Annotated in this window: 17 protein-coding genes; 5 read left to right on the top strand and 12 right to left on the bottom strand. The window is 73.4% G+C overall.

Annotation, left to right across the window (positions count from 1 at the left end):
• Window positions 1-39: 39 nt before the first annotated feature.
• The 6 genes from K336_RS14095 to dtd form a co-directional block, all read right to left on the bottom strand.
• A complete protein-coding gene (locus K336_RS14095) occupies window positions 40-945 on the bottom strand; it encodes an NUDIX hydrolase (protein ID WP_081660536.1) in 906 nt (301 codons plus the stop codon).
• Window positions 942-3,125 carry an RNA degradosome polyphosphate kinase gene (locus K336_RS14090; protein WP_021796635.1) on the bottom strand — a complete coding sequence of 728 codons (2,184 nt, stop codon included), beginning with the start codon at window positions 3,123-3,125 and terminating at the stop codon, window positions 942-944. Before K336_RS14090 ends, K336_RS14095 begins: the two co-directional genes overlap by 4 nt.
• Window positions 3,122-4,090, bottom strand: a complete 969-nt coding sequence (mshD, locus tag K336_RS14085) for a mycothiol synthase (protein WP_162142552.1) — start codon at window positions 4,088-4,090, stop codon at window positions 3,122-3,124. Before mshD ends, K336_RS14090 begins: the two co-directional genes overlap by 4 nt.
• Window positions 4,091-4,331: 241 nt before the next feature.
• Window positions 4,332-5,567 (bottom strand): hypothetical protein, encoded by a 1,236-nt coding sequence (locus K336_RS0103330; RefSeq protein WP_021796639.1) that lies wholly within the window; start codon window positions 5,565-5,567, stop codon window positions 4,332-4,334.
• A gap of 238 nt (window positions 5,568-5,805) precedes the next feature.
• Window positions 5,806-6,450, bottom strand: a complete 645-nt coding sequence (locus K336_RS0103325; RefSeq protein ID WP_021796638.1) for a winged helix-turn-helix transcriptional regulator — start codon at window positions 6,448-6,450, stop codon at window positions 5,806-5,808.
• A 110-nt stretch (window positions 6,451-6,560) separates the two neighbouring features.
• Window positions 6,561-6,992 carry a D-aminoacyl-tRNA deacylase gene (gene dtd / locus K336_RS0103320; RefSeq protein WP_021796636.1) on the bottom strand — a complete coding sequence of 144 codons (432 nt, stop codon included), beginning with the start codon at window positions 6,990-6,992 and terminating at the stop codon, window positions 6,561-6,563.
• 637 nt (window positions 6,993-7,629) lie between these two features.
• Here dtd and K336_RS0103315 point away from each other — a divergent pair.
• The 4 genes from K336_RS0103315 to ygfZ all read left to right on the top strand — a co-directional run bounded on the left by K336_RS0103315 (window position 7,630) and on the right by ygfZ (window position 10,859).
• Window positions 7,630-9,048, top strand: coding sequence for an MFS transporter (locus K336_RS0103315; RefSeq protein WP_028706282.1), 1,419 nt, complete (start codon window positions 7,630-7,632; stop codon window positions 9,046-9,048).
• 139 nt (window positions 9,049-9,187) lie between these two features.
• Window positions 9,188-9,346 carry a hypothetical protein gene (locus K336_RS18405; RefSeq protein ID WP_155944972.1) on the top strand — a complete coding sequence of 53 codons (159 nt, stop codon included), beginning with the start codon at window positions 9,188-9,190 and terminating at the stop codon, window positions 9,344-9,346.
• Between the two features lie 3 nt (window positions 9,347-9,349).
• Window positions 9,350-9,853: a heme-binding beta-barrel domain-containing protein gene (locus tag K336_RS0103305; protein ID WP_021798893.1), complete on the top strand. Its 504-nt coding sequence runs from the start codon at window positions 9,350-9,352 to the stop codon at window positions 9,851-9,853.
• Window positions 9,854-9,872: 19 nt separating this feature from the next.
• Window positions 9,873-10,859, top strand: a complete 987-nt coding sequence (ygfZ, locus tag K336_RS0103300; protein ID WP_021798900.1) for a CAF17-like 4Fe-4S cluster assembly/insertion protein YgfZ — start codon at window positions 9,873-9,875, stop codon at window positions 10,857-10,859.
• Window positions 10,860-10,967: 108 nt separating this feature from the next.
• Here ygfZ and typA read toward each other — a convergent pair whose 3' ends face one another.
• Both typA and K336_RS0103290 read right to left on the bottom strand, forming a co-directional pair.
• Window positions 10,968-12,845, bottom strand: coding sequence for a translational GTPase TypA (gene typA, locus K336_RS0103295; protein WP_021798896.1), 1,878 nt, complete (start codon window positions 12,843-12,845; stop codon window positions 10,968-10,970).
• Between the two features lie 266 nt (window positions 12,846-13,111).
• The gene (locus K336_RS0103290) at window positions 13,112-13,291 is read right to left on the bottom strand and encodes a hypothetical protein (protein WP_021798895.1); all 180 of its coding nucleotides are present in this window, start codon (window positions 13,289-13,291) and stop codon (window positions 13,112-13,114) included.
• A gap of 94 nt (window positions 13,292-13,385) precedes the next feature.
• Here K336_RS0103290 and K336_RS14080 point away from each other — a divergent pair, with 94 nt between their 5' ends.
• A complete protein-coding gene (locus K336_RS14080; protein ID WP_051245361.1) occupies window positions 13,386-14,123 on the top strand; it encodes a rhodanese-like domain-containing protein in 738 nt (245 codons plus the stop codon).
• On the opposite strand, the gene K336_RS0103280 is transcribed toward K336_RS14080, so the two are convergent.
• The 4 genes from K336_RS0103280 to K336_RS18395 form a co-directional block, all read right to left on the bottom strand.
• Complete coding sequence (locus tag K336_RS0103280; RefSeq protein ID WP_021798899.1) at window positions 14,112-14,390, bottom strand: metal-sensitive transcriptional regulator; 279 nt, start codon at window positions 14,388-14,390, stop codon at window positions 14,112-14,114. The genes K336_RS14080 and K336_RS0103280 overlap by 12 nt on opposite strands.
• Before the next feature lie 114 nt (window positions 14,391-14,504).
• Window positions 14,505-15,488, bottom strand: a complete 984-nt coding sequence (locus K336_RS0103275) for an ATP-binding protein (protein ID WP_028706281.1) — start codon at window positions 15,486-15,488, stop codon at window positions 14,505-14,507.
• Window positions 15,489-15,492: 4 nt separating this feature from the next.
• Window positions 15,493-17,358, bottom strand: coding sequence for a VWA domain-containing protein (locus K336_RS18400; protein WP_051245368.1), 1,866 nt, complete (start codon window positions 17,356-17,358; stop codon window positions 15,493-15,495).
• Between the two features lie 71 nt (window positions 17,359-17,429).
• Window positions 17,430-21,218, bottom strand: a complete 3,789-nt coding sequence (locus tag K336_RS18395; RefSeq protein WP_028706280.1) for a cobaltochelatase subunit CobN — start codon at window positions 21,216-21,218, stop codon at window positions 17,430-17,432.
• Between the last annotated feature and the right edge of the window lie 256 nt (window positions 21,219-21,474).

The raw sequence follows: 21,474 nt of genomic DNA, 5'->3' as shown, positions 1-21,474 counted from the left end.
GGGGCCGGCTCCGCCCGCGCGGTGTCCCGGGGCGCCTGCTCACCCGACGGCCGGGTGCGACTCCACGTCCAGGACCCGCCCGTCGGCCCCGACGTGGAGGACGAGGGACTGACCGGGATGCATGGAGGTCCTCTCGACGTCCAGGCCGGCCTGCATGGCGGGCAGCACGGGACGGTGCCCGCAGACGACCGGGCGCATGCCGGGATCGGCTCCGGCGGCCCGCCGCAGCTCGGCCATGAACGCTGCGACCCGCTCGTCGTTGCCGTCGGCCATCTCCTCGCTCAGCAGGGCGACGAGCTCGGGGACCAGCCCGGCGGCCTCGGCGTAGGGCTCGACGGTCTGGGCGCAGCGCGTCGACGTGCTCGTGATGATGCGGTTCACGCCGTACGCGGCGAACAGGGCGGGCAACCGCGCCCCCTGCCGCTCGCCGCGGGGCGCCAGCGGGCGCAGCCAGTCGTCGCCCCTCCAGGCCTTGCGCGGGCTCGCCTTGGCGTGCCGGGTCAGTACGAGCACCCCGGTCGGGCCCTGCTCGTGGAGCCCGGCGGCGCGGGCCAGCAGCGCCCGCTCGTCGTCGTGGGCGAGCAGCGCGTCCGCCTCGCCGACGGTGGTCCACAGCACCTCGTCGGCCTCGTCGTCGCGCGGGCCCACCGTCCCGTCCTCGGCGACGCCGAGCCACCAGTCGACGCGCTTGTGGTCGCCGTCCACCAGATAGTCCAGCGGCGGCAGGGGCCGCGTGAGCCGCACCCGGACGCCGGTCTCCTCGTCCACTTCGCGCACCGCGGTGACCGGCAGCGGCTCGTCCTTCTCCTGGTGGCCCTTGGGCAGGCCCCAGGTGCCGTAGCGGGGGACGTGCTCGATGAGCGCCTGCGTGCGCCCGCCCCTCGTGCGCAGGACCACCGCGCCGGCCGCCCGGATGACCGGCTCGCCCTCCAGCATCGCGCTCATCGGTCCGGCAGGACGCCGGGACGCTGGATGAACAGCGTGCGGCGCGGGGTGCGGGTGGTCTGGCGGCGCTCGGCCGTCCTGGCGATGAGGTGCTCCTGGATGTCGAGTTTCGGGCCGCCGTCGGCGTCGCGCGTGTCGGGCCGCCACAGCCGGTCGTGGAGCCGCCAGCTGACCGAGTCCTCGTCGAAGGCGAGGTCGAACAGCTCCCCGATCTCGTCGATGTGGCGCTGGTTCGTGATCGAGACGATCGCCTCGACGCGGCGGTCGAGGTTGCGGTGCATCATGTCGGCCGAGCCGATCCCCACCGCGGGGTGTCCGTCGTTCTCGAACCAGAAGATGCGCGAGTGCTCCAGGAAGCGCCCCAGCACCGAGATGACGCGAATGTTCTCGCTCAGGCCGGGCACCCCCGGACGGATGCCGCAGATGCCGCGCACCCACAGGTCGACCTGGACGCCGGCCCGCGAGGCGCGGTAGAGGGCGTCGATGACCTGCTCGTCGATGATCGAGTTGACCTTGATGCGGATGCGCGCGCGCCGGCCCGCCCGCTCGTGCTCGATCTCACGGTCGATGGCCTCGATGATGCCGCTGCGCACGCCGTTGGGGGCCACGAGCAGCCGGCGGTAGGAGGTCTCGGCCGTCATGCCGGACAGGTGGTTGAACAGCCGCGAGACGTCGTCGGTGACGATGGGGTTGCAGGTGAGCAGACCCATGTCCTCGTACTGACGGGCCGTCTTCGGGTTGTAGTTGCCGGTGCCGATGTGCGCATAGCGGCGCAGCCCGTCCGGCTCGTCGCGCACCACGAGGATGAGCTTGCAGTGGGTCTTCAGCCCGATCATGCCGTAGACGACGTGGACGCCGTGCCGCTCCAGCTTGCGGGCCCAGGCGATGTTGTTCTGCTCGTCGAAGCGGGCCTTGATCTCGACGAGCGCGAGCACCTGCTTGCCTGCCTCGGCCGCCTCGATGAGGGCGTCGATGATGGGGGAGTCGCCGCTGGTGCGGTAGAGCGTCTGCTTGATCGCCAGCACGTGCGGATCGGAGGCCGCCTGCTCGACGAAGCGCTGGACGCTCGTCGCGAAGGAGTCGTACGGGTGGTGCAGCAGCACGTCGTGGCGCTTGATCGCCTTGAACAGGTCGGCCTCGCTGGAGGTCTCGACCGGGGCGAGGTCGGGGTGCGTCTTCGGCAGGAAGTTGGGGTACTTGAGGTCCTCGCGGTCGACGTCCGCCAGATCGAACAGGCCGGTGAGGTCGAGCGGGGCGGGCAGCCGGAAGATCTCCCTCTCCGAGATGTCCAGCTCGCCGGCGAGCAGCTCCAGCAGCTCGTCCGAGACGGTCTCCTCGACCTCCAGACGCACCGGCGGGCGTCCGACCTTGCGGCGCAGCAGCTCCTTCTCCAGGGCGAACAGGAGGTTCTCGGCGTCGTCCTCCTCGACCTCCACGTCCTCGTTGCGGGTGACGCGGAAGACGCACGAGCTGGCCACCTGCATGCCGCTGAACAGCTCGGACAGGTGCTTGATGATGACCTCCTCGAGCGGGACGAACCGCGTGGGGGCCAGCCGGATGAAGCGATCGAGGATGCCCGGCACCTTGATGCGGGCGAACTGGCGAGCCTCGTTGGCCGGGTTGCGCAGCAGCACGCCGATGTTGAGCGACAGGCCCGAGATGTACGGGAAGGGGTGCGAGGGGTCGACGGCCAGCGGCGTGAGCACCGGGTAGATGCGCTCGGTGAAGAGCTCGTCCATGCGGGCCCGCTCGTCGGCGGTGAGCTGGCCCCAGCGCAGCAGGTCGATGCCCTCGGCCCGCAGCGCCGGCAGGATCTCGTCCTGGAAGAGCGCGGCCTGCGAGGCGACCAGCTCGTGGACGCGGGTGAGCATCGCGTCGTAGAGCTCGCGCGGCCGCATACCGGTGACCGAGGGGACGGCCACGCCGGCGTCGATGCGGCGCTTGAGGCCGGCGACGCGGACCATGAAGAACTCGTCGAGGTTGGAGCTGAAGATCGCCGTGAACTTGGCGCGTTCCAGCAGCGGGATGCGCCCGGCGTCGCGGGCCAGGTCGAGAACGCGGTTGTTGAAGGCCAGCCAGCTCAACTCGCGCTCGGAGTAGCGGTCCTTCGGCAGCTCGTCGGTCCGGTCCTCGGACGACGTGGTCCGCTCCGCGGTGCTCCGATCCGTGGTGCCGTTCATCGGTTCTGCTCCTGGTCCGCTTCGGCAGGGACGCGCGCGTAGGCGGTGTCCGTGGAGACCACCCGGAAGCCCGCGGACCGGTACATGCGCACCACCGGCGGGTTCGAGGCCTCGACGTACAGGTCGATCGCCCTGGCGCCCTGGTTCTCCATCCGCAGGATACCGGCATCGAGCAGGGCGCGTCCGATGCCCATGCGCGCCCAGTCGGGATGGACGCCGATGACGTAGACCTCGCCGCGCCTGTCCTCGCCGGCGCCCTCGACCTTGGTCCAGTGGAAGCCGACGAGCCGCCCGGACGCCTCGCGCGCGACGATCAGCCCCGCCGGGTCGAACCAGTCCTGGCCCATGCGACGGCGGGCGTCCTCGGCGGTCATCGCGCCCTGCTCCGGGTGGTGCGCGAAGGCGGCCCGGTTGACCTCGACGAGGCGCTCGAGGTCGTCGTCGCGGTAGGAGTCGAGCGTCAACCCCTCGGGCGGGCGCGCGCCGTGCTCGTCGTCGCCGGGCGTCGCCATGCTCATGACCAGCAGACTGCGCACCGGGCTCAGTCCGAGGCCCGCGGCCAGCCCCCGGGCGGCGGGGAGGTCGCCGAAGGCCCACCAGTTCAGGGCTGCGGGGATCGGGGCCTTCTCGTCCCTCGCGCACGACAGGGTGGTGTGGCCGACGACGGCCCGGACGAGCCTCGTCGCGATGCCGTGGCGGCGCGCCCCCGGCGCCACCATGAGCTGGACGGTCTGCTCGCGGCCGTCCCAGTGGGCGTAGCCGAGCAGGCCGCGCCCGGCCCCGTCGTCGGACTCGCGTGCCAGCCAGTGGCTGTGGAGGGGGACGGCCCCGCCGAGCGAGAGCCGGGCCGATTCGTTGAGCGGCATCACGCCGTCGGCCGCGGCGACGTCGTCCGCGAGGACGCGGACGAGCTCGGCGTCGGGCTCGGACAGGCGGATCGCCGGAGGCGTGATGACGGTGCTCATGGTCACAAGCCTAGGCGTCCCGGATGCGTGCTCCGCCGTTGCGGACGCGGCTCCGGGACCGTCCCGTCCGCGTGCCGGGCCGCCCCTCATCCGTTCCCGCCTCGCATTCGCGCTTCCACCTCGGACATGCCCGGGTGTTGAGCAGGAGACGAGGTGGGTGGGAGCGGGGATGCGAGGCGGGGCGAAGGGCTCCCGGGCCGACGGGGGAGGCCGACGGGTCGCTCGCCCAGCGGCTCCGGCGTCACTCCTGCACCGGGCGGGGCGCCTTCCCGCTCATGCGCAGCGCATTGTTGCGCCCCAGCGCGCCGCGCCCGGCCTCGAGCAGCGCCTGCCAGGACGCTTCGCGGGCCCCCTCGTCGCGGAGCCCCTCCGCTTGCCGCGGGTCGAGAAGGGCGACGCCGACGAGCGCGACCTCGAGGGCTCCCCAGACCTGCTCGCGAGCCAGCAGATCGGAGGGCGCCCCGAGCAGCGCGGCGACCCTGCCGCCGGGGCCGCGCAGCTCGTCGGGACCGTCGGTCAGCTGCATGACGAAGAAGCCTCGGCGGGTGATGCGCTCGTAGACGAGGCCGCCGTTGATCGCGAAGTTCGCCACGCGTCGCAGCGCGTGGAAGATCCAGTAGTCCTCGAGCTCGGGGCCGGGCGCGATCCTGGCGTCGACCTCGGCGAACAGCTCGATGCGCAGGCCGTCGTCCGGGACCGGGTCGGCCAGCCCCTCGGACATGATGACGGTCGTGCCGTCCGGGGCGCCGAGCAGCCGCCACGACTCCGGTCCGGCCGGCCAGGTGTTGCGCGCCAGATGCGGCCAGCGCTCGTCGAAGCGGGCAGTGCCCAGCGGCCTCAGCCCCGAGCTCGTGCGGCCCAGGGCGCGGTCGCGGCGCACGGCGTCCACACCGGTGAACTCCTGCTGGTAGATCGCGTCCAGTCCGGGATCGACGCTCAGCGGCAGGGTCCGGATGGGCTTGTCGGCGACGAGCCTGGCGCGCAGCGTCCGCACCTCGACGACGAACACCCGCGGCGGGTCGGCGGCCAGCGCGCGCAGTCGTCGCAGGTGGACGATGGCCTCGACCGGCATCTCCCGGAAGTCGCCGCCCAGCGGCTGGGCGGCCTCGCCCTCCACCGCGGGGACGAAGCCGATGCCGTAGCGGCCCCGGCCGGCCCGTCGCGCGATCCTCAGGACCCGGCGCAGATGGTCCTCGGCGTCCCACTGCTGGATGCGCAGGCCCTCGTGGGTGATGCGCACCGAGTAGTAGCCCTCGGGCAGCGCCGCGGCGCCCATGGCCGAACGGGTCCGGTAGCGCAGCGGGCCGCCGCGCAGCTCCTCCTCGGCGGTGAGCACGGTGCCCGTCGTGGCGGTACCGTCGGAGCTGATCCAGCCGACGCGCTCGGGGCGGTCGTCGAGCAGGCCCAGCCGGACGATGCGGCGGTGCATCGTCTCGAGGCTCGCCCGCGCGGCGGGAGTCAGCGCAATGTCGTGCATGGCCCCAGTATGACCCGCCGGCGAACGGGTCCGGCGGGCCCTCCGAGGCCGGGCCGCGCTGCGCCCGGGGGTCGAGGTGCCCGGTGGGATCGAGGTGCCCGGGCCCGAGTCGCGCTGCGCGCGGGGGTCGAGGGGAGCCACGGCACAAGGCTCCCGGAGAACCATCCGGGAGACGCGCTGCGCGCGGGGATCGAAGTCCGGATCGGTCTCGCGTCGCGGCTGACCGGGAGGAGTCGCGCTACGCGCGGGGATCGAAGCGGTAGCCGACGTTGCGCACCGTGCCGATGCACTGGTCGTACTCGGTGCTGAGTTTGGCGCGCAGCCGCCGCACGTGCACGTCGACGGTGCGGGTGCCGCCGTAGTAGTCGTAGCCCCAGACGTTCTTGAGCAGCTCCTCGCGGCTGAGCACCCGGCCGGGGTGGGCGACGAGGAACTTCAGCAGCTCGAACTCCGTGTACGTCAGGTCGAGCTGGTTGCCGTCCACGGTGGCGGTGCAGGCCGACTCGTCGATCTCGATGGAGCCGCTCGACAGGGTGCTGTGCGCGTGCGGGGCGATGAGCAGGCGCAGACGCAGTTCCCACTCGGCCGGCCGGGCGCTCTCGAGGATGAGGTCGTCGATGCCCCACTCCGGGGAGACGACCGACAGCGACTCGGGCGCGACGAGCAGCATGACCGGCTCCTCGACGCCGACCGCGGCGAGCACCTGGCAGGAGCTGCGCGCCGCGGCGAGTTCCTCGCGGGCGTCGACGACGACGGCGTCGGTGATCTCGAGGTTGTTGAGCGCCTCGGTGCCGTTGGCCGCGACGACGAGCTCGTGCTGGAGCAGGACGAGGTTCTCCGGCGGGATGAGACCGGCGGGGCAGACGAACAGCACATGGGCCATGTCCGCCTCCTGTCGTCGATCCCGCCTCAGGATAGTTGAGCGGGTCCCACCCCATCGTCGGGGAGCCGTCATCCGTCGGCGGCCCGACCGCCGGTCGGTCCGGTCGGCGATCAGTCGGCGCTGTCGAGCAGGATCGTCACCGGCCCGTCGTTGACGAGCGCGACCTCCATGTGGGCCCCGAAGCGGCCCGTCTCGACGTGGGCGCCGGCCTCGCGCAGCGCCCGGACGTAGGCCTCCACGAGGGGCTCGCTCACGGGGGCCGGGGCCGCGGCGCTCCAGCTGGGACGACGGCCCTTGCGGGTGCGCGCGTAGAGAGTGAACTGGCTGACGACGAGGACGGGCGCGCCGAGGTCGGAGGCGGAGCGCTCGCCGTCCAGGATGCGGAGCCTGAGGGTCCGGGCGGCCATGTCCGCCGCGGTTCGCGGCGTGTCGCCGTGCGTGATGCCCACGAGGGCCACGAGCCCGGGGCCGGGCAGGGAGCCGACGACCTCCCCGTCGACGCTCACCGAGGCGGACAGGGCGCGCTGCAGGACGACTCGCATGACCCCAATGGTCCCACCGCCGGCCGCCCGGGCGCCGCGGAGGGTTCGCGCCCGGCCCGGTGCGCCGGGCGCGGCCCACCGGCGCCCCTGTCCGGCGGTCGACCCCGCATCGTGGCACGAGGTTGCCATCCGCGTGGGGTGCGCTGACGCCCCGTGACCCGACGACGGGCTCCTCGAGGTGCATCATCCTTTGTCAGAAGAGGCGAGAGTGCAATGGACGCCGGATCGTCCCGGGTGCTCCGCGGGGCGCGCCGGATGGCAAGTGCTGGCAATGCGCGCCGTGTGCACGACACGGGCTGAGAGCATCGGCCTTGTGAATCGGGCTCCCTCCCCCGGACGAGCCGTGGCGCTCCTCGGCCGATCAGTCCGTGACACCCGTTCGGAGCCGGTGGGGACCCATCCGGCTCCGGGGAGCCGGCACGGCGCCGGCACGGAGACGGGGCGGCTCGGCGACGAGCGGTCCCGTCACAGGCTCCGAGAGGGCCCGGCCCGTCCGGACCCGTCGGGCTTCTGGCTTGCCTTGGTGATTGGGCACTGGAGAGGGCCCGGCCCGTCCGGACCCGTCCCATGCGCTCGCAAGGGTGCGCGTGCGGCCGCCGGGGGTCCGCTCCGACTGGACAGGGGAAGAGAGGAACCGATGACGATTCCCGCAGGAGGCCAGAAGTTCGCGGTCGTCGAGGCCGCGCCCTTCGGCATGAAAGACGAGATCGGCTACGCCCTGGGCGACACGGGCAACAACTTCACCTTCAACCTGGTGAACTCGTTCCTCACGATCTTCTACACCAACGTCTTCGGCATCAAGGGCGCCATCGTCGGCGTCATGTTCATGATCGCCCGCTTCTTCGACGCCTTCATCGACGTCGTGGTGGGTCGGCTCGCCGACAACTCCGAGCTCACGAGCAAGGGCCGCTTCACCCCGTGGATCATCCGCATGAAGTACCCGCTGCTCGTCTCGGCCATCATCCTGTGGGTGCCGCTCATCTCCGGCGTTCCGCTGGGCGCGCGCATCGTCTACGCCTTCGTCACCTATCTGGCGTTCGGCATCCTCTACTCGTTCGTGAACATCCCGTACGGCTCGATGGCCTCGGCCATCTCGGACGACCCCGACCACAAGACCGCCCTGTCGACCTGGCGCTCGGTCGGCGCCGCCGTCGGCTCGGCCATCGTCTCCTACATCGTCCCGCTGGTCATGTACGCCGGGAACTCCAAGCAGATCAACGGCGCCCGCTTCTTCTTCGGCGCCGCTGTCTTCGCCGCCCTCGGAACCGTCTGCTACGTCGCGTTGACCCGGCTGACCACCGAGCGCGTCCGCGTCGAGAAGTCCGAGCCCGTGCCCTTCGGCAAGATGCTCAGGGACATGGCCCACAACAGGGCCCTGCTCGTGCTGGTCATCGTCGACCTCGTCGTCGTCATCAACCAGAACCTGTCGGGCACGATGCTCACCTATCTGTACAACGACTACTTCCAGAACAAGACCATGATGTCGATCGCCCTCGTGTTCAACTTCACGACGGTCATCCTCATCGCGCCGTTCGCCGGTGCCATCGTGCGCCGGTTCGGCCGCAAGGAGTCGGCCGTGACGGCCCTGCTGTTCGCCGTCGTCGTCTACGGCTCCCTGTTCCTCGTTCACACCCACAGCCCGGCCGTCTACCTCGTCGGCCTGTTCTTCGGCTCCCTCGGCGCCGGCGTCTTCAACCTCATGGTGTGGGCCTTCATCACCGACGTCATCGACAACCACGAGGTGCTCACCGGCGATCGCGAGGACGGCGTCGTGTACGGCGTCAATTCCTTCGCCCGCAAGGTCGCCCAGGGCATCGGCGGCCTGGTCGGCGGCTCCATGCTGTCGATCATCGGCTACGTCGAGTCCAACAGGGGCGGTGCCCAGCAGACCGCCCAAGTCGTCGAACGCATCTACAACCTGGCCGCCGGCCTGCCTGCCGGCTGCTGCCTCGTCGCCGCGCTCGTCCTCCTGTTCCTCTACCCGCTCAGCAGGAGGCGGGTCGCCGAGAACGCCGAGGTCATCAGGGAGCGGCACGCGACCAACACGGTCATCTGACTGCCCGGACCGGCCCGCGAGGGGGCGGCCGTCACTCGACGGCCGGGCCCCTCGTTCGTGGGGGCGGCCGGGATGGATCGTTCGTGGGGCGGCTCCCGCGTCCGCGGGGCGGCTCCAGCCGGCGACCTAGACTGATCGGGTGGCGATGCTCGACCTGGTCCTTCTCCTCCTCGCGGTGGCCGCCGTGGCCGCCTCGGCCGTCGCCCTGCTGGTCGCCGTGGTGCGCTGGTTGCACCGTCGCGAGGCGCGGGACCTGCGCCGGTCGAGGCCGCTCATCCGCAACGACAGGAGACGCTGAACCATGCCCTTCCAGATCCCCGAGGATCTCAACCCGGCGCTCATGCCGCTGGCCTGGCTCATCGGCCGCTGGGCCGGCAACGGCCATGGCGACTGGCCCGGTCGTGGCGACTTCGAGTTCGGCCAGCAGGTCGAGTTCGCCACGAACGGCGAGCCGTACCTGCACTACATCTCGCAGACCTACGTGGCCGACGAGACCGGTCGTCCCATCGCACCGCTGGGCATGGAGACCGGTTTCTGGCGCCCGGTGGCGGACGGCGGCGTCGAGGTCGTCCTGTCGCACCCGGACGGCTGGAGCGAGGTCTGGAACGGTCGCGTCGACGGCGCCAGGATCGAGCTCGTCACCGACGTCGTGGCCCGCACCAGGAACGCCGCGCTCGAGTACACCGGCGGCCGGCGCCTGTACGGCAACGTCGAGTCCGACCTCATGTGGACCTTCGACCGGGCCGCCAAGGACGTGCCGCTGCAGCCCTACATGTGGGCCCGCCTCCAGCGGAGGACGCCGTGACGAGCGCCCGGAGGACGGCATGAGCGCCGTCTTCGTCCCCGCCGGGCCCGACGAGGGCCTGCTGTGGCACCGGGGCGAGCCCATGGCCGAGCAGCGCGCCATCGTCGAGGGCTCCGCTGTCGTCGAGCTGGGCCGCCGCGAGGTCCTCGCCGTGGCGGGTCCGGCCCGCCATGAGTGGCTGCACTCGCTCACGACGGGCGTCTTCACCGGTCTCGGGGCCGGTGCCGCCGTCGACGCGCTCGTGCTCGACCCGTCCGGCCACGTCGTGCACGTCCTGCACGCCGTCGAGGACGGTCGGCGCCTGTGGCTGTTCGGGGGAGCCGGCTCGGACGGTGCGCTCGGCGACTTCCTCTCGTCGATGGTCTTCCGCACCAGGGTCGCCGTCGAGCGACGCCCCGACGCCCACGTCCTGTGGGTGGGCGCCGGGGCGGGCGAGGCGCCGGCCGGGCTCGCCCCCGACCTGCCCGCGCCCTTCGGCGCCGGTGCCGTCCGCATCGCCGCCTCCGGCATCGACGAGGACGACGGGCGCGCCGCCGGCATCTGGGCCTGGGAGGCCCTGCGCATCGCCGCCGGCGTCCCGCGCATCGGCGTCGACACGGACGAGCGGACCCTGCCCAACGAGCTCGGCCTCTACGCGACGGCTCTCGACAAGGGGTGCTACTGCGGGCAGGAGACCGTCGCCCGCATCCACTCCGTGGGGCGCCCGCCGCGCCGGCTCGTGCGTCTGCACCTCGACGGCATGCGCTCCCGGCTGCCCGCGGCGGGCTCGGCGCTGCTGCTCGACGGCGATCCGGTGGGCTTCATCGGGGCCAGCGCCCTGCACTGGCAGGACGGCCCGATCGGCCTCGGCCTGGTCGGACGCGCCGTTCCCGTCGATGCGCAGTTCGTCGTCGACGGGGTGGACGCGGCTCAGGAGGCGCTCGTCGACCCCGACATCGGGCTCCACGTGAGGCCGCCCGCAGGGCTGCGCCGTCGCCCCGTCGGCCCGCGTCGCCGTTCGCTCTGAACCGGTCTGTGTCGCTCGCACCTCGCTTCTGTGCTCGCACCTCGGGCATGTCCCGGGTGTTGGACGAAAAGTGAGGCGGGAGGGGACGAGGGGAGCGGTGGCCCCGGCTCAGGCGTTCGCGTCCTGGTTGCGGTTCCTGATGCGCACCTTGGCGCGGTCCCGGGCGTCCAGGACGACCTTGCGCACGCGCACCGCGTCGGGGGTGACCTCGAGGCATTCGTCGGCGGCGCAGAACTCCAGCGACTGCTCCAGGCTCATGCGTCGCGGGGGGATGAGGCGTTCGAGCTCGTCGCCGGTGCTGGAGCGCACGTTCGTGAGATGCTTCTCCTTGGTCGGGTTGACGTCCATCTCGTCCGGCCGGGAGTTCTCGCCGACGACCATGCCCTCGTAGACCTCGTCGCCGGGCCCGACGAACAGCTCGCCGCGCTCCTGCAGGTTGAACAGGGCGTAACTCGACACGACGCCCTGGCGGTCGGCCACGAGCGAGCCGGTGGGGCGGTTGCGCATCTCGCCGGCCCAGGGCGTCCAGCCCTCCCAGACGTGGTTCATGATGCCGGTGCCGCGGGTCGAGGTGAGGAACTCGGTGCGGAAGCCGATGAGCCCTCGCGAGGGGACGACGTACTCCATGCGCACCCAGCCCGAGCCGTGGTTGATCATCTGGTCCATGGTGCCCTTGCGGGTGCCCATCATCTCGGTGACGGTGCCCAGGAACTCCTCGGGCACGTCGACGGTGAGCCGGTCGGTGGGCTCCAGCAGGGTGCCGTCCCCGTCGCGGCGGGTGACGACCTCGGGCTTGCCGACGGTGAGCTCGAATCCCTCGCGGCGCATCATCTCGACGAGCACGGCCAGCTGCAGCTCGCCGCGGCCCTGCACCTCCCAGGTGTCGGGCCGGTCGGTGCCGAGCACCCGGATCGAGACGTTGCCGACGAGCTCGGCGTCGAGGCGGTTCTTCACCAGACGGGCCGTCAGCTGCGTGCCGGAGCGGCCGGACAGCGGCGAGGTGTTGATGCCGATGGTCATCGACAGGCTGGGCTCGTCGACGTGGATGAGCGGCAGCGGGCGCGGGTCGTCGGGGTCGGAGATCGTCTCGCCGATCGTGATCTCCGGGATGCCCGCGATCGCGATGATGTCCCCCGGGCCGGCCTGCTCGACGCTCACGCGGTCGAGGGCCTCGGTCATGAGCAGCTCGGACAGGCGGACGTCCTGCACGGTGCCGTTGCGGCGGCACCAGGCGACGGTCTGCCCGCGGCTCACGGTGCCCTCGACGACGCGGCACAGGGCGAGGCGGCCGAGGTAGGGCGAGGAGTCGAGGTTGGTCACGTGGGCCTGGAGCGGGGCGCCCTCGGTGTAGGCGGGGGCGGGGATCGAGGCCTCGATGACGTCGAAGAGCGGCTGGAGGTCCGTCGAGTCCGGCAGGGCGCCGTCGGCGGGGGCGGTGAGGCTGGCCCGCCCGGCCTTGGCGGCGCAGTAGACGATCGGGAAGTCGAGACCGCCGGCGTCCTCGTCGTCGAGGAGGTCCAGGAACAGCTCGTAGGTCTCGTCGACGACCTCGCCGATGCGGGCGTCCGGGCGGTCGACCTTGTTGATGACGAGGACGATCGGCAGCTTCTTGTCGAGCGCCTTGCGCAGGACGAAGCGGGTCTGGGGCAGCGGGCCCTCGGAGGCGTCCACGAGCAGGAGCACCCCGTCGACCATCTCGAGGCCGCGCTCGACCTCGCCGCCGAAGTCGGCGTGGCCCGGGGTGTCGATGATGTTGAGGGTGAGCTCGCGCCCGTCGGTCATGGTGTGCCGCACGGCCGTGTTCTTCGCGAGGATGGTGATGCCCTTCTCGCGCTCCAGGTCCATGGAGTCCATGACGCGGTTCTCGACGTCGGAGCCCTCGCGGAAGGCGCCGGACTGCCACAGCATGGCGTCGACGAGGGTGGTCTTGCCGTGGTCGACGTGGGCGACGATGGCGACGTTTCGCAGATCCTGGCGGACGGGCATGGGACTCCAACATGGCGATGGTGACGGCCGACGGACGGCGGGGAGCCGCGGGCCGGATGCCTGCGTGAGCGGGCACACGGGCGACGAGTCTACTCCGGCCCGGCCCGATCCTTCCCGGCCGCCGCCGTCACGGTCGGCCGGTCGCGGCCATGGCGGCCGCCCTGCGGTGTGCACGGCCCGATGCCCTTCTGGCCAGTGGTTTCGGGACGGGGACAGGGCCCGGGCGGCCTCCGGCCGGTCCGCGACCCGTGGGCCCGTGCCCTGGCTCAGCGCCCGAGCAGCCGTCCCAGCGGCCCGGGCCTGCGGGTCGCCGCGACCTCCTCGGCGGTGTGGTCGCCGTCGCACCAGCGCTGCGGCGGCACCTGCGCCTTCACCTGGGCGATGTGCCGGCCGCATCCGGCCCAGGTGGTCCTGCCGCAGATCTTGCAGGTGACGGGTCGGCACATGAGCACTCCTCGACGATTCGGTGCGGCGGTGGACGGGCGGCTGCCCGGCCATGTCCGATTGTATACCCCCAGGGGTATATGACACGATGGTGTCATGAGAATCGTCATCGTGGGCGGAGCGGCCGGCGCCATCGCCGGCCGCTCCGCCGCCGACCGGCCGGTGCCGGGCGGCTTCATCGTCGGCGTCCTCGGGCTCCGGGCGGCGGCCACCGGCTGGAACGAGCGACGCGCCCGGGCCGCCGGCAGGCGGCTGCGCATCATCCGCACCCATCCGGGCGATCACGCCGGCCACTGCCCGGGCGCAGAGCAGATGAACCTCGGTCTCGTCGTCGACGCCGACACCGACGACGTGCTGGGCGCGCAGGGCGTCGGCCCGGCCGGGGTGGACAAGCGCATCGACGTCATCGCGGCGGTGATGGCCGGCGGTCCGCGGGCGGCCGAGCTGGGGCGCCTCGAACCGGCCTGTGCGCCGCAGTCCTCCTCGGCGAAGGACCCGGTGAACATGCTCGGCCTCGTCGACGAGAACCTGCGCGACGGGCCGACCGAGAACCTCCAGTGGCACGAACCCGACGCGGCCGCCGGCGCCGCCGTGCTGGACGTCCGCTCGCCCGCCGAGCACGCCCGGGCGGGCCATCCCCGGCTCGCTGCCCATCCCGCCGGACGAGCTGCGCGACCGGCTGGGCGGGCTGCCCGACGGGGAGCTCGTCGTGTACTGCGCGGCTACTCGGCCTGCCGGATCCTCGCCCGGCACGGGCGCCGGGCCCGCAGCCTCGACGGCGGCCTGGCCACCTGGTCGTCCGGGACGGCCGCCGCCCGGGCCTCAGGCCAGTGAGAGGAAGAGCCGCTCCATCTCGGCCGGGTCGGGTCCGGACCGCGGGTCGGCGATGCAGTGGCGCAGCCCGGCTGCGATGACGGCGAACCCCGCCCGGTCGACGGCCTTGCTCACCGCGGCGATCTGGGTGACCACGTCCTTGCAGTCGCGGCCGTCCTGGATCATCCGGATGATGCCGCCGAGCTGGCCCTGGGCGCGCTGCAGGCGTCTGATCACAGCTGCCAGGTCGTCATCGGTTCCGGCATCGGTCGGCGTCGTCGCGGTCATGCGGGCTCCCTCCTCCGACGTGCCCCAAGAATACCCGGGAGGGTATCCGGGGCGTTCAGGGCCGCCCGGTGCCCTCCGTCGACGCGGATCACGCCGACGATCCCGCGACGCGGTTCAGGACCCGATGCCCTCCAACGGACGGCGGCGCATGCGGTGCGGCAGGACGAGGCGGCCGGCCCGGTCGAGGTCGTCGGCCCCCACCCGGGCGCGGCCGTCCCAGGCGGCCAGGGCGCGGGCGGCCCGCACCATCATGATGTCGGCGCGGTGACCGTCCACGCCAGCCTCGATGCAGATGGACGCCACCCGCCCCAGGGCGTCGTCGCCGGCCCGCACCTCGGGGAGCAGGCCGATGGCGCGGTCGATCCGCGCGGCCAGCTCGTCGCCCGCCTCCCGCCAGGCCGCCGCGAAGGCGACCGGGTCGTCCTCGTAGGCCAGGCGCCGGCGGATCACCTCGACGCGGGCCGCCGGGTCGGTCTCCCCGGCCACCGTGACGCACAGGCCGAAGCGGTCGAGCAGCTGCGGGCGCAGCTCGCCCTCCTCCGGGTTCATCGTGCCGACGAGGGAGAACCGGGCCGGGTGCGTCACCGACAGCCCCTCCCGCTCGACGGTGGACACCCCCATCGCCGCCGAGTCGAGCAGCAGGTCGACGACGTGGTTGTCGAGCAGGTTCACCTCGTCCACGTAGAGGATCCCGCGGTGCGCGGCGGCCAGCAGCCCCGGCTCGAAGCGGCGCGCGCCCTGCCTGAGGGCGGCCTGGATGTCGAGGCTGCCCGTGACCCGGTCCTCGGTGGCGCCCACCGGCAGCTCGACGATCTGCACCCGGCGGCGTTCGACGGCGGGCGGCGCGGCGGACTCCAGGCCGAGCTGGTCGGCGTAGGCGGCGAACTCGTCCGGGGACAGGTGGTAGGGGTTCCCGACCACCTCGTCGCGCTCGGGCAGCAGGGCGGCCAGGCCGCGCACGGCGGTGGACTTCGCGGTGCCCTTCTCGCCGCGGATGAGGATGCCGCTGAGCTCGGGGCAGATGACCGCCAGGACGAGCCCCAGGCGCATCTGGTCCTGGCCGACGATCGCGGTGAACGGGTAGACGGGTCGTTCCATGGTCTCAGCTCCTTGCCAACGGCGTTGGTGTCTCGACGGTGGTCGAGTCCCGGCGGGCGGTCCGGGCCAGGCCGGCCAGCTCGTCGGCGCGCAGCTCCTCGACGGACAGGCGGCGCGCCCCGAGGGCCGCGGCCAGACCCGCCGCCGTCCGGGTGCGGCGCCCGGTGGGGTGCTCGGTGTCGACGACCAGCCAGGTGCAGCCGTTCCCGGCGAGCCGGGCCGCCACCGCGAGCGCCTCGTCCTGGGCGCCCCGGGACACCCCGCCGTCGAGCCCCACATTGGCGCGGCCGTCGGTGACGACGATGATGATCTGCCGCTGGCCGGGATTCGTCCGGCGCAGCGCGGCGGCCAGCCCGTCGGCCGCGACCAGCCCCGACGACAGCGGGGTGCGCCCGCCCACCGGCATCCGGCGCAGCTGGCGCTCGGCCAGCTCGACCGACGCGGTGGGCGGCACGAGGACCTCCGCCCCGGCGCCGCGGAAGGCGACGAGCGCCACCTGGTCGCGGCGGACGTAGGAGTCGAGCAGCAGGCTCAGCACGGCGCCCTTCGAGGCGACCATGCGCCCGCGGGCGCCCATCGAGCCGGAGGCGTCCACGACGAGGATCACGGCGGAGCCGACCTGCGTGGTGCGCTCGGCCCGCCGCCAGTCGTCCGGCTCGACGATGAGGGCCAGCTCGAGGCGCGGGTCGCCGGGCCCGAGCCCGGCCCGCCGGTCCCGCTGGTGCGGGGCCGCGGCCCGCAGCGTCGCGTCGAGGGCCAGGCGGTGCGCATCCCCGGTGGGGCGGGCGGTGACGTAGTGGCCGTGCCCGTCGGCGCTGACCGTCTCCTGGCGCCGCCCCGAGCCGGTGCGCGGAACCCGGTCGGCGCCGAGCCGCAGCTCGCGGACGGCGAAGGGCTCGCCGATCTCGGCGGTGCGGTCCGGCGCCGGCCCGTGCTCGGGGCCCCGCCCCTCGCGGTCCCGTCCCCGCCCGGGGCCGGGCTCGGGCCCGTCCGGCCGCCCGCCGGGCGCGTCCTCGCCCGGCCGGTCCGGGTCCTGCGGCGCGGGAGCAGGGGGAGCACCGGGCGGTGGCGCGGCGCGGCGCCGGTGGGCCAGGACGAGCTCGGCGACGGCCTCGACGTCACCGGCCGTCGCCACCGGCCGACCGTCCAGGGCCGCCTCGGCGCGGGCAGCGCCGGCCATGACGACGTCGGCGCGGTGCCCGGCGCAGGCCGCCCGTCGGCACAGGTCGACGATCAGGTCGTTCACCGGCTGCGGCAGCTCGACGCGGGCCACCAGCGCGCGGGCCTCGCGCAGGCGCTCGGCCAGGGCCTCCTCCCCCGTCGCCCACCGGGCGATGAAGGCGTCCGGGTCGGCGTCGAAGGCCAGGCGCCGGCGGATCACCTCGACGCGGGCCGCCGGGTCGGTCTCGCCCCGCACGTCGACGCACAGGCCGAAGCGGTCGAGCAGCTGCGGGCGCAGCGCCCCCTCCTCGGGGTTCATCGTGCCGACGAGCGAGAACGCTGCCCGCCGGCTCGCCGACAGACCCTCGCGCTCGACCCGCACGAGCCCGGAGGCGGCCGCGTCGAGCACCAGGTCGACGAGGTGGTCGTCGAGCAGGTTCACCTCGTCGACGTAGCAGATGCCGCCGTCCACCTCGGCCAGCAGCCCGGGCATCAGCCGCGGCGTCCCGCCCGCCAGGGTCGCCTCGAGGTCGAGCCCGCCGAGCACGCGGTCCTCGGTGGCGCCCAGCGCGAGGGTGCGCATCGAGCCGGCCGGCAGCAGGGCCGCCAGGGAGCGGGCGATCGTCGACTTCGCGGTGCCCCTCTCCCCGCGCAGCAGCACGCCGCCGATCCCGGGCGAGACGGCCACCAGCTCGAGGGCGTGCCGCATCGCCCGCTGGCCGACGATCGCGGTGAACGGGTACAGCGGCGGCCTCCTCGGCGCCCCGCCCGGGGTACGGCTCACTGCGCCTCGGTCCCGTCGCCCTCCAGGGCGGCCTCGAGGTCGAAACCCAGCGCGTCCAGCGCGTCCAGCCGGTCCTCGTCGGCCGACCACAGCCCGCGCTCGGAGGCCTCGGTGAGGCGCTGGGCGATGTCGGCTGCGGCGTGCGGGTTGTTGTCGACGAGGCGTTCGCGCATCCGCTCGTCGGCGAGGTAGCGATCGAAGACCTCGTCGAACATCCAGTCCCCGACCTGCCCGGTCGTCGCCGCCAGCCCCACCAGGTTCGTGACGCGCTTGGCGATCTCGGTGCCGCCGCGATGCCGGTGGGCGAGCATGGCGTCCTGCCAGTCCGGGTTGAACAGGCGGGTGCGCAGGCCGTCGGCGGTGGCCTCGCCCGCGGTGCTCGTGTGCACGGCGGCTCCGCTGGTGTCGGCGACCAGGGTCATCGGGCGTTCGCCGCGCACCTGGACCACGGCCGCCGAGAAACCGCCCAGGTACTCGAAGTAGTGGTCCAGGTCGGTGATCGCGTACTCGTTCGAGGACCGCACCTGCGAGACGACCTCGACCCGCGCCAGGCCCTTGGCGTAGAGCCCGTCGACGCGTTCGCCCGACCGGCGGCGCGAGTAGACGTGGTCGTTGGCGTGCGCGAACTCGCGGGCCAGGTCCTCGGCGTCGTCCCACTCGCCGGCCTCGACGGTGCCGGTCATGCCGGTCCCGTAGTAGCTGCTGGCCGGGCCGAAGATGCGGCTGCTGGCCAGCTCGCCGGCCTCGTCGGCGCTGCGGCCGCCGGCGATGAGTTCGCCGCGCAGGGCGCGCGCCGAGGCGGCGACCGGGTTGATCTCGTCGGGTTCGTCGAGGGCGGCGATGGTGGCCACCAGCTCGTCCAGTTCGTCGATGAGGCCCGAGAAGAGGTCGCGGAAGAAGCCGCAGATCGTCACGACGACATCGACGCGCGGTGCCGTCAGCTCCTCGGCCGGGATCGGTTCGAAGCGCGGCCGGCCGGGCCGGGGCCGGGCCGCCGGACGGGCGCCCAGCAGCGACAGGACCTGCGCGAAGGCCTCGCCCTGGGTCCTGGTGGTCTCCAGGCCCCACAGGACGACGCCGACGCAGCGCGGATCGGCGCCGTCGTGCTCGGCGCGCCATGCGGCGCGGATGTCCGCGGCGATGCGTTCGCCGCGGCGCCAGGCCACCGGGGTGGGGACGCGGCGCGGGTCGAACTGGTAGATGCCGTGGCCGGACGGCATGATGCGCGGGTCGCGGATCACGTCGCCGCCCAGCCGCGCCGTGAGATGACGACCGGTCAGCGCCCGGTGCAGTCCATCCCACTCGTCGTTGCCGCCGAGGACCGATCTCAGCTCGCGGGCCCGTGCCGCCAGGGCGCCGAGCGCCTCGTCCCCCCGTGGGCGGGCCGGTGCCGCAGCGGCGGCGAGGCCGAGCGGCTCGGCGATCTGCGGGGGCATGCCGTCTGCGGGAGCTCCGGTCCGGGGCCCGGGGCCGGCGGCCGGGCGGGCCGGTTCGGGTTCGTCGAGCGCGGCGTCGATCAGCTGCGTCGCCCGCTCCCGCAGCCTGGTCAGCTCGGTGCGCGGCAGCTCGTCGACCGTGGCCGGGTCCAGGCCCTCCGCCTCGGCGACGACCTCGACGACCGGCGGCAGCTCGGCGGTGCCGTGCCCGAGGGCGCCGTGCACCATCGTGCGCGTCTGCGCCGCGGTCCACGTCCGGCCGAAGACGTGCAGCCCCATCGGCGTCAGCGACTGCGCCAGACGGTCCAGGCGGGACTCCAGTTCGTCGGGGTCGGTCGGCAGGTGCTCGGCCTCGGCGCGCCTGCGCACCTCCTCCAGCAGCTCCGCGCTCGTCGCCGGCGCCAGCGCGAGACTGCGCCGGTACTCGGCCACCAGCTCGTCCAGCTCGGCGAGCGTGTCGTGCAGCCCGCCGGGCACCATCGCCACCGGCTGGTGGCTGACGATCTGCGCGTGCGAGCGGCGCACCGCGATGAGGCCCTCGGCGGGGTTCCCGGCGTAGTAGAGGTACACGTGCGGCACCGAGCCCATCATGATGTCGGGGTAGCAGCGGGTGCTCACCGCGTTCTCCTTGCCGCCCAGGAACTCCATCGTCCCGTGCGTGCCGACGTGGACGATGACGTCCGGGCGCCACACCTTCTGCAGCCAGGTGTAGAACGCCAGGTACTGCGGGTGGGGCGGGGCCGTCTTGTCATGGGCCTGCGCATCGGCCGTCGCGCCGCCGCCGCGCCCGGGCTGGATGCCGACGAGCGCGTTGCCGAACTCGAGCGCCGGGATGATGAAGTCGCCCTCCGGCGTCGTCATCGGGGCGCTCGGCCCGTCGGCCGGCCACGCCTCGTCCACCTGCGCGCAGGCCCGCTCGTCCCCCAGGTCGGCCCGGGCCTGCGCCCTCGGATAGACGAACGGGGCGTCCGGCGCGCCGAACCGGGGCGAGTTCACGGCGCGGGCCAGCAACCGGTCCAGCAGCTCGTCGGGACCGGGCGTGCCCACCCGGTAGCCGGTGCGGGCCAGCTCGGCGAGCACCGCCGACATCGAGGCGGCCACGTCGAGGAAGGAGCCGCCCAGCAGCCTGCTCTCGCCGGCCGGGTAGTCGTAGCCGATGATCGCCACGCGCGCCTCGGCCGGGTCGAGACGCCTCAGCCGCAGCAGCCCGGCGACCCGGCCGGCCAGGCGGTCGACCTGCTCGGGGATCGGGGTGAGCGCGTTGAGGGCGACGCCGTAGCGCTCGTCGACCCGTGGGGCGCTCATCGCGGCCACCGGGATCTCGTCGATGCAGCCGTCGAGCTCCGGCAGCATCATCGACACCATCACCTTGGCCGGGCTCAGCCCCGAGGGGAGCCGGAGCCAGTCGTCGATCGTGATGCGGGTCAGCAGGATCGGGTGCACGTGCGCGGCGCCCCACTCGTCGAGCAGCTCGGCCCCGGCGCCGCCCGTGCCGCCGCCGTAACTCGTGCCCAGCCGCAGGCTGAGCATGTTCACGACGACATCGGGCACGATGCCGGCGTCGGCCATGAGGCGACGCAGGTCGTCGACCGTGCGGGTGGCGTCGCGCACCGCCAGCGGCAGCACCCAGCAGTGCTCGCCGAGCGCCTCGACGACCGCCCTCGTCGCCGCCGTCGAGTCGATCGGGTACCCGTTGCCGGGATGCAGCACGAGCGCCACCTGCCGCCGCCCGGGCCCGCCGACGGCCTCGGCGTAACGGCGCACGTCGGTGAACTCGCGTCCGCCGGCCAGGTCGACCGCGACGATGCCGTCACCCGGGTACTCGGCCGGTGTCACGGCGATCTCCGGGTGCCCGCCGTACTCGTGCAGGAGCAGCGTCAGGAAGGCCATGGTGTGCACCGGGGTCATCGCGTGGAAGCACCGCAGCAGCGTTGACAGGTTGGCCAGGTCGGCCCGGAACCGCTCTGGTTCGGCGCCCTCGGCGCTGGTCGGTTGCGCACCAGGGCCGGCGGGCCCGATGGGGACGCCGCCGGGGGCGGGTCGCACGGCGCCCAGGCGCAGCCTGTCGGTGAACAGATGCCCCGGAGGCAGCAGGTCGCCCTCGTAGGCCGCCACCGGCCCGGCCAGCGCGTCGGTCCAGGCCTGCGGCGCGCCGCTCAGGTCGATGGCGAGGAAGTCGCTGTTCGCCACCGCCCCGGGCAGCCGCGCCGCATCCTGCGGCGACGGGGGACTGGTGGCGTTGAACAGCCGGAGCTCGCAGGCCCCGGGATGGGTCCGAGCCAGCTTCCGGTCGGCCGCGATGAAGGCCGACAGCAGATCGGGACACACGCTGATGATCGTGATGCGCAAGACCGTTTCCCCCTGGATCGACCGCCGCCTCGTCCCGGGCTGCCCGCGTCGGCCGAGCGGCCGCCGTGCCCCGCCGGCAGCAGGACGGATCCTCACGTCATCAGCTTAGCCTTGCCTGAACGGCATGGCGTCGCCTGAATGACACGGCGTCGCGTCCCGTGTCCGGGCCCCGCCCGGGGCTCCGGACCGGCGCCCCGCCCCGGGCGGTGTGCGGCCGTGCCGTGTTCGCCCGGGGACCGAGCACGGCCTCGGTGCG

Origin of the sequence: Propionibacterium acidifaciens DSM 21887, from assembly GCF_000426605.1 — a bacterium.
Lineage (GTDB): Bacteria > Actinomycetota > Actinomycetes > Propionibacteriales > Propionibacteriaceae > Propionibacterium > Propionibacterium acidifaciens.
This window is presented reverse-complemented; position numbering and strand designations above follow the sequence as displayed.

What these genes read in the sequence shown, in the direction of transcription:
- K336_RS14095 (WP_081660536.1), bottom strand. Translation starts at nt 945, where the DNA reads ATGAGCGCGATGCTGGAGGGCGAGCCGGTCATCCGGGCGGCCGGCGCG.
- K336_RS14090 (WP_021796635.1), bottom strand. Translation starts at nt 3,125, where the DNA reads ATGAACGGCACCACGGATCGGAGCACCGCGGAGCGGACCACGTCGTCC.
- mshD (WP_162142552.1), bottom strand. Translation starts at nt 4,090, where the DNA reads ATGAGCACCGTCATCACGCCTCCGGCGATCCGCCTGTCCGAGCCCGAC.
- K336_RS0103330 (WP_021796639.1), bottom strand. Translation starts at nt 5,567, where the DNA reads ATGCACGACATTGCGCTGACTCCCGCCGCGCGGGCGAGCCTCGAGACG.
- K336_RS0103325 (WP_021796638.1), bottom strand. Translation starts at nt 6,450, where the DNA reads ATGGCCCATGTGCTGTTCGTCTGCCCCGCCGGTCTCATCCCGCCGGAG.
- dtd (WP_021796636.1), bottom strand. Translation starts at nt 6,992, where the DNA reads ATGCGAGTCGTCCTGCAGCGCGCCCTGTCCGCCTCGGTGAGCGTCGAC.
- K336_RS0103315 (WP_028706282.1), top strand. Translation starts at nt 7,630, where the DNA reads ATGACGATTCCCGCAGGAGGCCAGAAGTTCGCGGTCGTCGAGGCCGCG.
- K336_RS0103305 (WP_021798893.1), top strand. Translation starts at nt 9,350, where the DNA reads ATGCCCTTCCAGATCCCCGAGGATCTCAACCCGGCGCTCATGCCGCTG.
- ygfZ (WP_021798900.1), top strand. Translation starts at nt 9,873, where the DNA reads ATGAGCGCCGTCTTCGTCCCCGCCGGGCCCGACGAGGGCCTGCTGTGG.
- typA (WP_021798896.1), bottom strand. Translation starts at nt 12,845, where the DNA reads ATGCCCGTCCGCCAGGATCTGCGAAACGTCGCCATCGTCGCCCACGTC.
- K336_RS0103290 (WP_021798895.1), bottom strand. Translation starts at nt 13,291, where the DNA reads ATGTGCCGACCCGTCACCTGCAAGATCTGCGGCAGGACCACCTGGGCC.
- K336_RS14080 (WP_051245361.1), top strand. Translation starts at nt 13,386, where the DNA reads ATGAGAATCGTCATCGTGGGCGGAGCGGCCGGCGCCATCGCCGGCCGC.
- K336_RS0103280 (WP_021798899.1), bottom strand. Translation starts at nt 14,390, where the DNA reads ATGACCGCGACGACGCCGACCGATGCCGGAACCGATGACGACCTGGCA.
- K336_RS0103275 (WP_028706281.1), bottom strand. Translation starts at nt 15,488, where the DNA reads ATGGAACGACCCGTCTACCCGTTCACCGCGATCGTCGGCCAGGACCAG.
- K336_RS18400 (WP_051245368.1), bottom strand. Translation starts at nt 17,358, where the DNA reads ATGCGGCACGCCCTCGAGCTGGTGGCCGTCTCGCCCGGGATCGGCGGC.